The organism is Actinoplanes sp. URMC 104, from assembly GCF_051386375.1.
Lineage (GTDB): Bacteria > Actinomycetota > Actinomycetes > Mycobacteriales > Micromonosporaceae > Actinoplanes.
Map to the genome: position 1 here is coordinate 2,051,828 of NZ_JBPQTO010000002.1, position 13,130 is coordinate 2,064,957.

Sequence of the window (13,130 nt, forward strand, 5' to 3'; positions counted from 1 at the left end):
CTGCCTCAGCGATCAGCAGCGGAACTGATGTGCGGCAACGGGGTTTTGTCGACCTTGTAGGCGGGGCCGCTGCGGACGAAGGTGAGCCGCACGCCGCCGGCTTGGATGCTGAGGTGTCCAGGCTTGGCTGACAGGACGGTGACGTGCACGGGCGGCGCCTCGAAAGAGGAGCTCGGCGCGCTCGACACGGCCGGGGGAAGGGACGTCATGGCGGCGATCCCGGTCATGGCGGCCCACTGGGCGGGGTCATTGCCGCCGTATCCGACGAGGGTGGTCGCCGCGTCGGAGACATCGAAGCCGACACCGGTGGTGGTGAAGTGCCCGTCGGTCGTGTTGACACCGTCGGAGGCGAGGATCTCACCGTCGGCTGCGAGCTCCAGCCACGCGTCGATGGACGCGGGGATCGAGGTGGTGCCGCGGCGGTCCGTCACGCCGGTGAGACGCCAGTGGCTGTCGAGGTAGCCGGCGCTGACGACGCCGGGCGAGGCGGGCGGCAGCGACGCTACTTCGAGGGGCACGGGCTGGTCCTGGTGGTGAGTCAGCAGGATGCCGAGGGCGACGACGGCCAGAACGCCGGTAGCGGCCAGGAGCGGGACGGTCCGGCGGCTTCGTCGGCGGGGCCCGGGGGTGTCGGTCACGTCAGGTGAAACGGCGTGCGGCGTCCGGAGGTGCGCCACCGCGCCTCTCGACCGGCCGTCAGCCCGCAAATGCGAGATGGACCTGACGGTCGGCACCTCCTAGCGTCGGTGCATGGAATTCTGGTCCGACGCCGAGCGTCACCTCGTCCGCTACTCCGGCGCGGGACGGTTCGTTCCCGAGATCATCGAGCGGGCCGAGGGCAGCTTCGTCTTCACCGCCGACGGCCGCCGCCTGCTCGACTTCACGTCGGGGCAGATGAGCGCGATCCTCGGGCACTCGCACCCGGCCGTGGTCGCCACCGTGCAGCGTCAGGTCGCGACCCTCGACCACCTGTTCAGCGGCATGCTCAGCCGCCCGGTGGTGGACCTCGCCCGCCGCCTGGCCGAGTCGCTGCCCGAGCCGCTGAGCAAGGTGCTGCTGCTGACCACCGGCGCCGAGTCGAACGAGGCCGCGATCCGGATGGCGAAGCTGGTCACCGGCGGCCACGAGGTGATCTCGTTCGCCCGGTCGTGGCACGGCATGACGCAGGCGGCGGCGAACGCCACCTACAGCTCCGGGCGCAAGGGGTACGGTCCCGCGACGCCCGGCAACTTCGCGATCCCCACGCCCAACGCGTACCGGCCGGACTTCGTCGGCGACGACGGCGAGCTCGACTGGCGGCGTCAGCTCGACTTCTCGTTCGAACTGTTCGACGCGCAGTCGGTGGGCAGCCTGGCGGCGTGCATCGTGGAGCCGATCCTCAGCTCGGGCGGCGTGCTCGACCTGCCGCCCGGCTATCTGGGCGCGCTGCGCGACAAGGTGCACGAGCGTGGCGGGCTGCTGATCCTGGACGAGGCGCAGACCGGGCTGTGCCGCACCGGCGACTGGTACGCGTTCCAGCGCGACGGCGTGGCGCCCGACATCCTGACGCTGAGCAAGACGCTGGGCGCCGGCCTGCCGCTGGCCGCCGTGGTGACCAGCCCCGAGATCGAGCAGACCGCGCACGAGCGGGGCTTCCTGTTCTTCACCACGCACGTGTCCGACCCGCTGGTCGCCGCGGTCGGCAACACCGTGCTGGACGTGCTGGAGTCCGAGAAGCTCGACCGCCGGGCGGCCGAGCTGGGCGCGCACCTCGCCGCCGGTCTGCACGAGCTCGAACAGCGTCACGCCGTGATCGGCGACGTGCGCGGCCGCGGCCTGCTCGTCGGGCTGGAGCTGGTGCTGGACCGCGCGACCAGGCAGCCCGCCGACGAGCTCGGGGCGGCGGTCACCCGGCGCTGCCTGGAGCTCGGCCTGCACATGAACGTGGTGCAGCTGCCCGGCATGGGCGGGGTGTTCCGGATCGCGCCGGCGCTGACCTCGTCGTTCGAGGAGCTGGACCTGGGCGTCGAGATCCTCGACCGGGCCATCGGGGACGTGTCGGCTAGATCGCCGAGATGATCACCGTGTCGACCGTGAAGTAGTGCCCGGGCGCCTCCGGGTCGTCGGGTCCGTCGCCCGTGAGGCGCTCGATCGCCACCCACTCGTCGGTGACCTGCCACAACCCGGGCTTCCAGGTCAACCGCTCGCGGTCCACGGTCAGCGCGAAGTCGGTCAGCACGGCGCCCGCCGCGGAGCGGGTCTGCAGGTGCCGGTCCGCGGTGAGCACCACGAGGCGGTCCCGCGAGGCGCCGAGCACCTGGACGCCGGCGGGCACGGGCACGGCCCTGCCGTCCACGGGATAGAAGTCCGGCCGAGCGGTGCGGACGGGCGCCACCCCGCCGGTCAGGTATCCCCGGCCGTCCCCGTCGCGCATCCCTCCGCACGCCGAGCTCGCGACCGCACAGCCCACCGGCTCGAAGGGCCCCTTCCCGTACGCCGGGAGCGCCGCACCGGTCGCCACGTCGTACCCGCCCGTGCCGCAGAAGTACTGCCCGCCCAGCGTCGTGAACCCGTCCGCGCATCCGTCCGGCACGTCGACCGCCCACCGCCGCACGCCGGTGCCGATCTCGTACGCCGCGAGCCGCCCGCCCCCGCCGACCAGCACGGCGTCCGCGGCCACGTGCAGCCCCGGCGGCGCCCACACGGTCGACGCCCCGGTGCGGTGTCCCTCGTACCCCGGCGCGGGCAGCCCGGAGCCGGCGCGCCACGCCTCCCGGCCCGTACGCCCGTCGACCGCGATCAGCAAGCCGTCCGACCACCGCGTCACCACGGTCGGCCCCACGGCCACGACCCCCGACACCTGCGCGGGCCAGCGCCGCAGCGACCACCGGGCGGTGTTCACGCTCTTGGCGTCGACCGGGCCGTCCGCCCGCACCTGACGCTTGCCGGCGTACACCCGGATCCGCCCGTCGACGATCAACGGCGCCATGTTCGTACGGCCGGTGACCTGCGGGGAGCGGGCCGGAGGCGCGGGATAGGCCGTCGCGGCCGGCGACAGCACCTCGGCCGGGGCCAGCACCCGCCAGCCGATCAGACCTGCGGCGGCGGCCAGCACGAGCGCCACCAGCGATCGCAGCAGCACCCGGGACACCCGGGCAGCCTATGTCAGGCGACCGCCGCCAGATCGTCGAGGTCGCGCCGCAACGCCCCCTCGGCCGTCTCGGCGGCCAGCCCACCGAAGATCAGCCCGAGGATGCGGGCCGCCGGCGCGGTCGCGGAGCCGTCCTGCTGCACGGTCACCATCGTGCCGCCGCGGTGCCGGCCCGACACGACCGGCGCGAACGAGTACGTCATGCGGTAGTCGGCGCCGATCCCCGGCGAGGCGACCACGAACCGCTCGGGCACCTCGCACTCGCGCACCCGGAACTCCTCGGTGACCTCGCCGCCGTCGGCCATGGCGCGGGTCTCGCGCCAGACGGTGCCGGCGCCGAACGGGCCGTGGGTGCGCACCTCGACCCGGATGACGGCGGTGAGCCACTCGCGGCGCCGGCCCAGATCGGTGAACACCTGCCACACCGCGGCGACCGGCGCGTCGATGAGACGGGTCACCACGACCGTCGACATAGCGTCACCCCCGCGTACACGGTACGACAGCTACGCGACGACGGTCCCGGAGACCGAGCCCAGCGCGATCTGCTTGCCGCCGGCCGACCGCGCGGTCGCGCTGATCCGCACCCGGTCACCGTCCTCGAGGAACCCGCGCAGCGAGCCGTCGGCCAGCTTGACCGGCTCGGCGCCGTTGCGCGTGAGCTCGAGGAACGAGCCCACCTCGTCGCGGGCGGGCCCCGAGACCGTGCCCGAGGCGAACAGGTCGCCGGTGCGCACCGAGGCGCCGTTGCTGGTCAGGTGGGCGAGCTGCTGGGCGGCGGTCCAGTACATCGAGGCGAACGGCGGGCTGCTCACCGGGGTGTCGTTCCACTCGACGGCCAGCCGCAGGTCGAAGCCGGGGCCGGGCGGCAGCAGATAGCCGAGCGGCTCCGGGTCCTGCACGAGCGGGGGCACGGTGGCGAGCGCGTCGAGCGGGGTGACCCACGGCGACACCGAGGTCGCGAACGACTTGGCCAGGAACGGGCCGAGCGGGCGGTACTCCCAGGCCTGGATGTCGCGGGCCGACCAGTCGTTGACCAGCACCACGCCGAAGACGTGCTCGGCGAAGTCGGTGGTGGCGATCCGCCGGCCCGGCACGCCGACCACGAAGCCCACCTCGGCCTCGACGTCCAGCCGCCGGGTCGGCCCGAACACGCCCTCGGCGAGCTGCCCGCACGGGCGCTGGATGGGGGTGCCCGAGACGACCACGGTCGCGGAACGGCCGTGATAGCCGATCGGCAGGTGTTTCCACGACGGCGACAGCCCGGGCGCCTCGGGCCGCAGGATCTGCGAGACGTTGAGCGCGTGGTGCTCGGAGGAGTAGAAGTCGGTGTAGTCGGCGACCTCGAACGGCAGGTGCAGGGTCACGTCGCGCAGCGGGATCAGCGGCGGCTCCGTGGCCACCAGGTCGTCCACGGCCTCACGCGCCGCCGTCCACTCGTGACGGCCGGCGGCCATCAGCGGGTTGAGCGACCCCGCGGCCAGGTGACCGCCGAGGACCGAGAGATCGACGACCGAGGACCACAGGCGTACGCCGATCCGCCGTTCGCCGTTCGGCTCGCTGAACACGCCGTAGGGCAGATTCTGCAGCCCGAAACCGCTCATTCGTACCCACCGTAGATCAGGCCGAGCCGGACCAGCTCGGTGAGCGGCTCGACGACGTTCACGGCCCCGAACCCGGTGAACAGCGGCCGTTCCTCCTGCCGGCGCCCGCGGCACGCCTCGACCAGCGGCACCGGGTGGGTCGCGGCCAGCACCTCGGCGACCTCGGCCACCTCGCCGCCGTCGTGCGCGCTGATCCCCGCGGTCACCACGTTGAGGAAGCCGTGGTGGGTGAAGCCGGTCTCGGGGTCGGTGTGCCGAATCGCGTGCCGCAGCCCCGCGGCCAGCCGGAACGGCAGCTCCCGGTCGCGGCAGGCGCAGACCACCGCGGCGAGCTCCACCGGCGTCGGGAACAGCTCGGCGGCCAGCCCGCCGACCCGGAACTTGGGGGCCAGCCGCAGGCCCGCCGCGCGCGCCTCGGCGACCGTGTCGAGCGCGGCCAGCAGCCCCCAGCTGAGCGGGATCTCCGCGTACACCAGCAGGTCCTGACGCTCGGCCAGCGCGCGCAGGGCGGCGAGACCGGGCTGCGGGTCTTCACCCCGGCGGGCGACAGCGGCCTCCACGTGCCGCACCCGGGCGCCGGCCGCCCGCAGCTTCTCGACCGCGACGGGCACGGCGCTGACGCTGACGTCGCCGACCAGGGCGACCGGCAGGTCACCGGCGTTCAGGTCGGCGCCGATCAGCGAGGCGGGCAGCAGCAACGGACCGAGCAGGCCGGCGAACCAGCCTGCGCGGTGCTCGTCGTGCTTGGCGACGGCCTCAGCGACGCCGGTGGGGCTCGGCGGCAGCAGCGACGCGTCGTCCACCAGCCCGGCGAAGAGCGGAGGCACCAGCGTTGACACGAATTCGAACCTAATGGACGCTGCGAGAAGCGGACAACCACGTCCAATATGTCGGATTACCGAAGGTGGGAGGCAACGATGCCCTACTACCGCAGCGTCGGCGAGGTGCCCCACAAGCGGCACACCCAGTTCCGGCGCCCTGACGGCGGGCTCTACTCCGAGGAGCTGATGGGTCAGGAGGGCTTCTCGTCGGACTCGTCGCTGCTCTATCACCGGCACCCGCCCACCGCGATCGTGTCGGCCGAGGCGTTCGACGCGCCCGCCCTGTCCCGGTCGCCCAACCTGCCCCTCAAGCCCCGGCACGTACGCACCCACAAGCTCGACGCCGGCCCGGCCGACGCGGTGCTGGGCCGCCGGGCGCTGTTCGCCAACGACGACGTCCGCATCGGCTACGCGATCGCCGACCGGCCGTCCCCGCTCTACCGCGACGCCGTGGGCGACGAGCTGCTCTACGTCGAGGACGGCCGGGTCAGCGTCGAGACCAGCTTCGGCGCGCTCGAGGCCGGCAGCGGCGACTACGTGATCGTCCCGACCTCGGTGGTGCACCGGATCGTGCCGCAGGGCGGCCCCGTCCGGCTGCTGACGATCGAGGCGACCGGCCACATCGGACCGCCGAAGCGCTATCTGTCGGTGCGCGGCCAGTTCCTCGAGCACGCGCCCTACTGCGAGCGGGATCTGCGCGGCCCGTCGGCGCCGCTGCTGGTCGACGGGTCCGACGTCGAGGTGCTGGTCAAGCACCGCGCGGGCTGGACCAGGCACGTGTACGCCCGGCACCCGTTCGACGTCGTCGGCTGGGACGGCTGCCTCTACCCGTGGGCGTTCTCGATCCACGACTTCGAGCCGATCACCGGCCGCGTCCACCAGCCGCCGCCGGTGCACCAGACCTTCGAGGGCCCGAACTTCGTGGTCTGCTCGTTCGTCCCGCGCAAGGTCGACTACCACCCGCTGGCGATCCCCGTGCCCTACAACCACCACAACGTCGACTCCGACGAGATGATGTTCTACACCGGCGGCAACTACGAGGCGCGCCGCGGCTCGGGCATCGAGCAGGGCTCGATCTCGCTGCACCCGTCCGGCTTCACCCACGGCCCCCAGCCCGGCGCGGTCGAGCGGGCCCTGGGCGCCGAGGCCTTCGACGAGCTCGCGGTCATGGTCGACACGTTCCGCCCGCTGGACCTGTGCGACGCCGCGCTGCAGGTGGAGGACACGGCGTACGCCTGGACGTGGAACCGGGCCTAGGGCGCGTCTCGAAGTGGGTGTGTTGATCATCGATAGACGAAGAGGTCTCCGGTAAAGGGTTCATCGACGAAGAAGTACCTTGAATACCGGAGACCTCGTGGCCACCTTAGCGGTGACGAGGCGGTTCGATCTGACCGACGCACAGTGGGCGCTGCTGGCGGCGTTGCTGCCTGCGCCGAAGCGGTCAGGTCGGCCGTCGCGATGGACGAAACGGCAACTGATCGACGGGATCCGCTGGCGAGTACGCACGGGGGCGCCGTGGCGTGATGTGCCAGACTGTTACGGCTCGTGGCAGGCGGTCTATGCAGTGTTTCGGCGCTGGCAGCGCGCCGGGATCTGGGCGCAGATCGTGACCAGACTGCAGGCCCGCGCGGATGCCGCTGGTCTGATCACCTGGGATGTCAGCGTGGACTCGACCATCGCCCGGGCCCATCAACACGCAGCCGGAGCCCGTAGCGATGTTCAGCGTGAACCCGCCGGCGGGGTCAGACCGGAGCCGACCGATCATGCTCTAGGACGTTCACGCGGTGGCTGGACCACGAAGTTGCATCTGGCCTGCGAGCAAGGTGGTAAGCCGTTGTCGATGCTGCTGACCGCGGGCCACCGTGGTGACAGCCCGCAGTTCGCGCCTGTGCTCGCCGGTATCCGGGTGCCACGCTGCGGGCCTGGCCGCCCACGGGTGCGCCCTGACCTGGTCCTGGCGGATCGGGCCTACACCTCACGCGCGAACCGGGGCTACCTGCGTCGACGCGGGATTAGGGCCTGCATCCCGAGCAAGACAGACCAGGACGCCCACCGCTTGGCCAAAGGCTCACGCGGTGGGCGCCCACCCGCGTTCGACGCTCAGCTCTACCGGCAACGCCACGCCGTCGAGTGCGGCATCAACCGCCTCAAACGACACCGCGCAGTCGCGACCCGCTTCGACAAACTCGCCGTCCGCTACGAAGCCACCCTGCACATCACCGCGATCAACGAGTGGCTACACGCACTTCGAGACGCGCCCTAGCCGTGGGCCTCCAGCACTGACAGCTCCACGAGGATGCGGGCCGGCAGCGGCTTGCCGGTCGGGAAGGAAGGCACACGCAGGGCGAACAGGTGGTTGTCGTCGCCGGTCTTGTGCAGGCAGTACGCGCTGCCGGCGGTCAGCTGCAGGTAGCCCGTCCGATACTCGACGCCGTTGCTCTCGTCGCACGCGGCCGGGTCGGCGAACGGATCACCGGTCGCCGGCCCGATCGTCGCCCGCCCGGCCAGCGGCTCGGCGCTCCACACCCGCTGGTCGCCACCCGTGCAGTTCTGCACCTTCTCGGTCTTGCCCGGCGTCGCGCACAGCAGCGAGACGTCCCCCGTGTACGCGTCCGTGCCCGGCCGCGGCGGCAGCAGCCAGAGCGCCGCCTGCGGATACTTGTCCCCCGACCCCATCGGCAGCTCGATCTTGAGGACCGCCGCACCCAGCCCCTGCCGGGCCGGCGCCGACGCCCCGATGACCTTGGGCAGCGCCGCCTCGTCCGGCTCCTCCCCCGTCTGGCTGCGATAGAGCGACACCGCGAACGCGCCCGCCGCCACCACCGCAACCGCCAGCGCCACCGCCATCCCGGCCCGCCCCACCTGCTTGGCGCGCACCAGCAGAATCGCCACACCCACGAGCACAACGACCGCGACGACAGCGATCACGAGATCCACCATGGCCGATAAGGTACTCAGCCCACCCCGCCCGCCGGACCCTGCCTCCACCCCCGGCCGCCGCCATGACACCCCCTCGCGATCCGCAACGCCGATCGCGCGGCCCGCCGAACCGACCCGCCCGCCGGCCGCCGCTCGCCGCGCCGAGGCGGGTTGTGATCGTCTTCCGCCGGGAAGAGAGCGGCCATGACTGACGGGGATGAATACGAACGGCAGCGCCGCGGCATCGCGAGGAGTCACCGGTGGCTGCGGCGCCCCTGGTGGGTGCGCGGGGCGATCGCCGGCCTGGTGTTCGGCGCGGCCATGTTCGTCTTCTCGTGGGCGACCGACGACGACCCCGACCCGGCTGGTCAGATCGTCGGCGCTGCAGTTTCGGCCGTGCTGTTCGCGATCGCCATAGGTCTTGTCATCAGGGCCCAGGAGCGACGACTCCACCGAGCCGACGGCCGGAGCCTGACCCCGGAGGAGCGGATCACGGTCATGCGCAGCGTCGAGGCCGGACGGTGGCCCGACGACGCGCGGCTGCATCCCGCCGTCTCCCGGCTGCTGGACCATAGGCTCCGTGCGGGGGCTCCGGCGTTCGAGATCGCAGTGTTCGTCCTGATGCTCGCCGTGGCCGGGCTGAACGTGGTCCTCAACGGGCCGTGGTGGTGGCTCGCCGTGGTCTTCTGGGCCGTCGTGGGCCCGTTGTCGATGCGGAGCACCAGGCGCCGCCGAGCCGCGGCGCAGGCCCTGCGCGATGCGGCGCCCACCGGCAGAGCGCTGTAGGAGGCCCGGGGCCGGAACCGCAGGACGGCCCGGCCCCGGGAACGGGCGACCGCTCAGCCGATGCGGAAGCTCTCCCCGTAGACGGCGAACTCCAGCGGCGTGTTCAGGTCGAAGTTGCCGGCGGCGAGGAAACGGCGCTGCGCGGTGTCCACACGGGACGTGTCCGAGTGCGCCTCCTCCTTCTTCATCTCGATCACGCGCTCGTCCAGGAAGGCGGTGAGCCAGGCGCGCTCGTCGCCGCCCTGGGCGGGGGGCTTGGCCCGCTGCAGGGCGCGGCTGCGGATCTGGCGCATGCCCTCGTAGCCGTGCATCACGGCCGCGTCGTAGTAGGCGAACTGGCCGAGAGCCCGTACGCCGTCGTTCCTGCCGTCCCGCACCGACGGGTTGAAGTACACGCGGTCGCGCTCGGCCTCCTGCGCGGCCTGGAAGCGGGGGTCGGCCGCGGCCGTACGCCAATCGGCCGTGAACGTCGGGTCGAGGCCCGCGTGCGAGGCCGTGCCGTTCACCGAGCGCAACGCGGGCAGGTACTTCGCCAGGACGTTGTCGGGAACCGCCGAGGTGTACGCCTCCACGAGCTCGAGCATGTCGCCGGTGCCCGAGCAGAAGCCGATGATGCCGGCCGTGTAGCCGCGCCCGTCGCGGATGTCCTCGATGTAGCGGAACTGCGCCCGCCAGTCGAGCGACGAGTTCTCGGCCGCGGACACGAGCTGCATCGCGGCGTCTTTCTTGGCCGGGTTGTCCAAATTGGTCCCCACAGGAGCCGAGGGCGGTGTGGCGCCGCCGGGCAGGGTCCAAGTCTGGTTCGCCGAGTTGGCGCACGTCCAGATCTGCAGCCGGGTGCCGTTGGCGGAGTTGCGGCCGGTGACGTCGAGGCACTTCCCGCTGCCCGAATTGACCAAACTTCCGCCGTTGACCGACCACTTCTGGGCGCCGGTGTTGTTGCAGTCGTACAGCTGGATCTTGGCGCCGTCGGCGGTCGACGCGGCGGTCACGTCGAGGCACTTGCCGAGGGCGCGGATGCTGCCGTCGGCGTTGCCGACGGTCCACTGCTGAGCCGTGGAGCCGTTGCAGTCGTACAGCTGAATGGCCGTGCCGTTGGCCGAGCTGCCGCCCGCGACGTCGGCGCATTTGCCGCCGAGGCCCTTGATCGGACCGGCCGTGGCGGCCTCGGCAGGCAGCAGCCCATAGATCAGGGCAGCTCCGGGGACGGCCGCGGCGATGGCGGCGTACAGGGCTCTCCTTGCGCGTTTCATGGCGCTCCTGGAAAGAGGGGGATTTCGTGGGGATGGCGCGCGCGACGAGGAGTGACGGTACAACTGTTAAGTAGGTTTATCAACAGGGGTCGATGAGTAGGGCGGCCTTGACACGCCTCCGGCGGGCCGCCTACCGTCCCCGGGATCTGTTAGCTAGGTTTTCTATTTGGGGAGCCGCCGTGACCCGTCTGGCCGGTTCGTCCAAGCTGCTGCGCGCCATGAACGAGAGCGCGGCGCTGGCCCACCTGCTGGATCCGGGCATGCTCACGCGCGCCGACCTGCGCAGGCTCACGGCGCTGTCCACCCCGACGATCTCCGAGGTGCTGCGCCGGCTCACCGACGCCGGTCTGATCACGGTCGTGGGCCACAACAGCGGCCGGCCCGGGCCCAACGCGGAGATCTACAACGCCGATCCCGACGCGGCGTACGCGGCCGCCGTCTCCGTGCGCGACATCGGTCTCAGCGGCGCGCCGTCGGTGGTCGCGGCCCTCTGCGACCTCACCGGCACGGTGCGCGGGCGCATCGAGTCCCGCATCGACTTCCTCACCTCCGACCCGCTCACCGCCCTGGTGGAGGTCGTCGACCGGCTGCGCGAGGAGTCCGGCGTCCCGGCGGAGCGCATCCGCCACGTGCAGTTCGGCGTCGCCGGTTCCTACGACCCGCACAGCCGGACGATCCGCCACGTGGACGTGCCGGGCTTCGGGCGTACGGGTCTGGTGCCCCAACTGGCGGCCGAGCTCGGCACCGTCGTCGGCGTCGACAACGACGTCAACCTGGCGGCGATCGCCGAGCGGCAGCGCGGCGTGGGCCGCAACGCCGAGGGGTTCGCCCTGCTCTGGCTGAGCGAGGAGGGCCTCGGCCTGGCCATCGACATCGGCGGCAAGCTGATGCGCGGCGCGCGCGGCGGCGCCGGCGAGATCGGCTACATGCCGCTGCACTCCCCCGAGCACTCGAGCCGCAAGCTCGACCTGCAGGACCTGTTCGGCGGCGCGGCGGTCCTCGAGCTGGCCCGGGACAACGGCGTTCCGGGCCACACCCCCGCGGAGGTCGTGCGCACCGCGGCGGCGAACCCGGCCACCGGCGGCGACTTCCTGATGGCGCTCGCCGACCGCATCGTCGTCGGGCTGGCCGCCGTGATCGCCGTGCTCGATCCCTACCTGGTCGTGCTCGCCGGCCCGATCGCCCAGGCGGGCGGCGCGAAGCTGCTCTCCGCGGTGACCTTCGCGGCCCGCCGCGCGGCGCCCCTGGAGAGCCCGATCGCCGTGACCGCGATCCAGGACGACGCCGTGCTGCTCGGCGCGCTCGACGCCGGCCTCACCGCCGTCCGCGAGGCGCTGATCGCCTCGATCCGCGAGAGCTGACCGGCTCGCACGAGCCGCAGCGCACGCGAAGCGGCGGGCGGGCTCAGCGTCTGGTCAGGACCAGCAGTTCGGCGAGCGCGGCCAGCACCATGGTGGCCACCAGCGCGACGACCCCGCCGATCACGGCGTAGAGCAGCAGGCCCAACGGCGCCAGGAAACCCACGTACGCCGCGGCCGCGAGCGCTCGATCATGAGCGCGGAGCCGCCCGAGCGCCACGGCCACCGGCTCGGGCAGCGCCCGGCTCAGCGCGACCAGGATGCCCACGAACACCAGCACGCCGATCATGCCGGCCCACACCCGCGAGATCCCGTCGTTGGTCAGCGTCATCAGCCCCGCGGTAGCTCCCACGACCAGCGTCGCGTTCGCCCCGTACAGCACGAACCGCCGCACCGCCCCGGCCGACGGCTCCGACGGGTCGAGCACGGGCCCGCTGGGCCGGCTGATCACGGGTTCGTCCACCCAGCTGCCCGAGCTGCGCTCCTCCGGGGCGGTCTCCGGCCGGTCGGGCGCCGGATAGGGCCGCGGGAACGGCGACGGATACGCCCCGTCCTCCGCGTCGTCCTCGGTCCGCGCGGGCAGCGTCGCCTCGTCGGCCAGCGCCTCGAGCGCCCTGGCCCACCGCCGGCGCTCGAACCGCACGATGCCCACGTCGCTCTGGGCCTCGCCGATCGCCGGGTCGAGATCGAGGGCTTGCGAGTACGCCCTCTGGGCCAGATCGAAGAGCCGCAGGCGCGCCGCGACCATCGCCAGCACCAGATGCGCCTCACCCTCGGCCGGCGCCACCCGCACCGCGTTCCACGCCGCGTTCAGCGCCTCCTGCCCGTTGCGCGACTCGCTGAGCAACGCGGCGCCGGTCCGCTGCGCGTACGCGTCGGCCGGCCACTGCTCGATGATCGTGGTGGCCACCCGGGCCGCCTCGCCGTACTTCTGGGAGTCGGTCAGCGCCATGGCCCGTACGACCATGCCGGTCAGCGTGCCGGGCGCGGCCGCCACCGCCTTCTCGGCCGCCCGCAGCGCCTCCCCCGGCTGGTCGGCCGCCAGGTGGATGCGGGCCAGCGTCGCGAGCAGGCTGGGCTCCTCCGGCGAGGCCGCCAGCCCCGCCGCGATCTCCTGCGCCGCCTCGTCGTAGCGCCCGAGGTCGGCGAGCAGAAGCGCGCGCTGCCGGTACTCCTCCGGCGTGGTTTCTGGTTCAAGAGAGGCCGCCACAAATCGAGCGTAGGCGCTTCTGCCCACCCCTGCCTTGCCGGGTGACCAGCCG

The 13,130-nt window shown here is 72.5% G+C and carries 13 protein-coding genes; 5 read left to right on the top strand and 8 right to left on the bottom strand.

The genetic code is table 11. From position 1 onward, the window contains the following. Positions 1-5: 5 nt before the first annotated feature. Positions 6-638, bottom strand: a complete 633-nt coding sequence (locus ACSNN8_RS10620; protein WP_436648481.1) for a hypothetical protein — start codon at positions 636-638, stop codon at positions 6-8. Between the two features lie 112 nt (positions 639-750). Between ACSNN8_RS10620 and ACSNN8_RS10625 the strand changes: the two genes are divergently transcribed. Then, the gene (locus tag ACSNN8_RS10625) at positions 751-2,058 is read left to right on the top strand and encodes an aspartate aminotransferase family protein (protein ID WP_436648482.1); all 1,308 of its coding nucleotides are present in this window, start codon (positions 751-753) and stop codon (positions 2,056-2,058) included. Here ACSNN8_RS10625 and ACSNN8_RS10630 read toward each other — a convergent pair. From ACSNN8_RS10630 to ACSNN8_RS10645, 4 genes are read right to left on the bottom strand one after another with little or no spacing between them, the layout of a single operon-like run. Then, positions 2,042-3,130: a PQQ-binding-like beta-propeller repeat protein gene (locus ACSNN8_RS10630; protein ID WP_436648483.1), complete on the bottom strand. Its 1,089-nt coding sequence runs from the start codon at positions 3,128-3,130 to the stop codon at positions 2,042-2,044. The genes ACSNN8_RS10625 and ACSNN8_RS10630 overlap by 17 nt on opposite strands. Positions 3,131-3,144: 14 nt before the next feature. Beyond that, on the bottom strand, positions 3,145-3,603 hold the full coding sequence (locus tag ACSNN8_RS10635; protein ID WP_436648484.1) for an SRPBCC family protein: 459 nt from the start codon (positions 3,601-3,603) through the stop codon (positions 3,145-3,147). A gap of 30 nt (positions 3,604-3,633) precedes the next feature. Beyond that, on the bottom strand, positions 3,634-4,731 hold the full coding sequence (locus ACSNN8_RS10640) for a fumarylacetoacetate hydrolase family protein (RefSeq protein ID WP_436648485.1): 1,098 nt from the start codon (positions 4,729-4,731) through the stop codon (positions 3,634-3,636). Further along, entirely contained in the window at positions 4,728-5,570 is an 843-nt protein-coding gene (locus ACSNN8_RS10645) for a hypothetical protein (RefSeq protein ID WP_436648486.1), read from the bottom strand. The genes ACSNN8_RS10640 and ACSNN8_RS10645 overlap by 4 nt, the downstream gene beginning before the upstream one ends. Before the next feature lie 78 nt (positions 5,571-5,648). Here ACSNN8_RS10645 and ACSNN8_RS10650 point away from each other — a divergent pair, with 78 nt between their 5' ends. Both ACSNN8_RS10650 and ACSNN8_RS10655 read left to right on the top strand, forming a co-directional pair. Beyond that, positions 5,649-6,809: a homogentisate 1,2-dioxygenase gene (locus ACSNN8_RS10650; RefSeq protein WP_436648487.1), complete on the top strand. Its 1,161-nt coding sequence runs from the start codon at positions 5,649-5,651 to the stop codon at positions 6,807-6,809. Positions 6,810-6,906: 97 nt separating this feature from the next. Further along, positions 6,907-7,815, top strand: a complete 909-nt coding sequence (locus ACSNN8_RS10655; RefSeq protein ID WP_436649504.1) for an IS5 family transposase — start codon at positions 6,907-6,909, stop codon at positions 7,813-7,815. On the opposite strand, the gene ACSNN8_RS10660 is transcribed toward ACSNN8_RS10655, so the two are convergent. Next, positions 7,812-8,492, bottom strand: coding sequence for a hypothetical protein (locus tag ACSNN8_RS10660; RefSeq protein WP_436648488.1), 681 nt, complete (start codon positions 8,490-8,492; stop codon positions 7,812-7,814). The genes ACSNN8_RS10655 and ACSNN8_RS10660 overlap by 4 nt on opposite strands. Positions 8,493-8,675: 183 nt before the next feature. On the opposite strand from ACSNN8_RS10660, the gene ACSNN8_RS10665 reads away from it, so the two are divergent. Beyond that, entirely contained in the window at positions 8,676-9,257 is a 582-nt protein-coding gene (locus ACSNN8_RS10665) for a hypothetical protein (RefSeq protein WP_436648489.1), read from the top strand. 53 nt (positions 9,258-9,310) lie between these two features. On the opposite strand, the gene ACSNN8_RS10670 is transcribed toward ACSNN8_RS10665, so the two are convergent. Beyond that, complete coding sequence (locus ACSNN8_RS10670; RefSeq protein WP_436648490.1) at positions 9,311-10,510, bottom strand: chitosanase; 1,200 nt, start codon at positions 10,508-10,510, stop codon at positions 9,311-9,313. A 179-nt stretch (positions 10,511-10,689) separates the two neighbouring features. Between ACSNN8_RS10670 and ACSNN8_RS10675 the strand changes: the two genes are divergently transcribed. After that, on the top strand, positions 10,690-11,871 hold the full coding sequence (locus ACSNN8_RS10675; RefSeq protein WP_436648491.1) for an ROK family transcriptional regulator: 1,182 nt from the start codon (positions 10,690-10,692) through the stop codon (positions 11,869-11,871). 43 nt (positions 11,872-11,914) lie between these two features. Here ACSNN8_RS10675 and ACSNN8_RS10680 read toward each other — a convergent pair whose 3' ends face one another. Then, complete coding sequence (locus tag ACSNN8_RS10680; protein WP_436648492.1) at positions 11,915-13,078, bottom strand: tetratricopeptide repeat protein; 1,164 nt, start codon at positions 13,076-13,078, stop codon at positions 11,915-11,917. Positions 13,079-13,130: the final 52 nt, after the last annotated feature.

Excerpts from the sequence above, each read along its gene's own strand:
- ACSNN8_RS10625 (WP_436648482.1), top strand. The coding sequence starts at position 751 with ATGGAATTCTGGTCCGACGCCGAGCGTCACCTCGTCCGCTACTCCGGC.
- ACSNN8_RS10635 (WP_436648484.1), bottom strand. The coding sequence starts at position 3,603 with ATGTCGACGGTCGTGGTGACCCGTCTCATCGACGCGCCGGTCGCCGCG.
- ACSNN8_RS10640 (WP_436648485.1), bottom strand. The coding sequence starts at position 4,731 with ATGAGCGGTTTCGGGCTGCAGAATCTGCCCTACGGCGTGTTCAGCGAG.
- ACSNN8_RS10650 (WP_436648487.1), top strand. The coding sequence starts at position 5,649 with ATGCCCTACTACCGCAGCGTCGGCGAGGTGCCCCACAAGCGGCACACC.
- ACSNN8_RS10660 (WP_436648488.1), bottom strand. The coding sequence starts at position 8,492 with ATGGTGGATCTCGTGATCGCTGTCGTCGCGGTCGTTGTGCTCGTGGGT.
- ACSNN8_RS10665 (WP_436648489.1), top strand. The coding sequence starts at position 8,676 with ATGACTGACGGGGATGAATACGAACGGCAGCGCCGCGGCATCGCGAGG.
- ACSNN8_RS10670 (WP_436648490.1), bottom strand. The coding sequence starts at position 10,510 with ATGAAACGCGCAAGGAGAGCCCTGTACGCCGCCATCGCCGCGGCCGTC.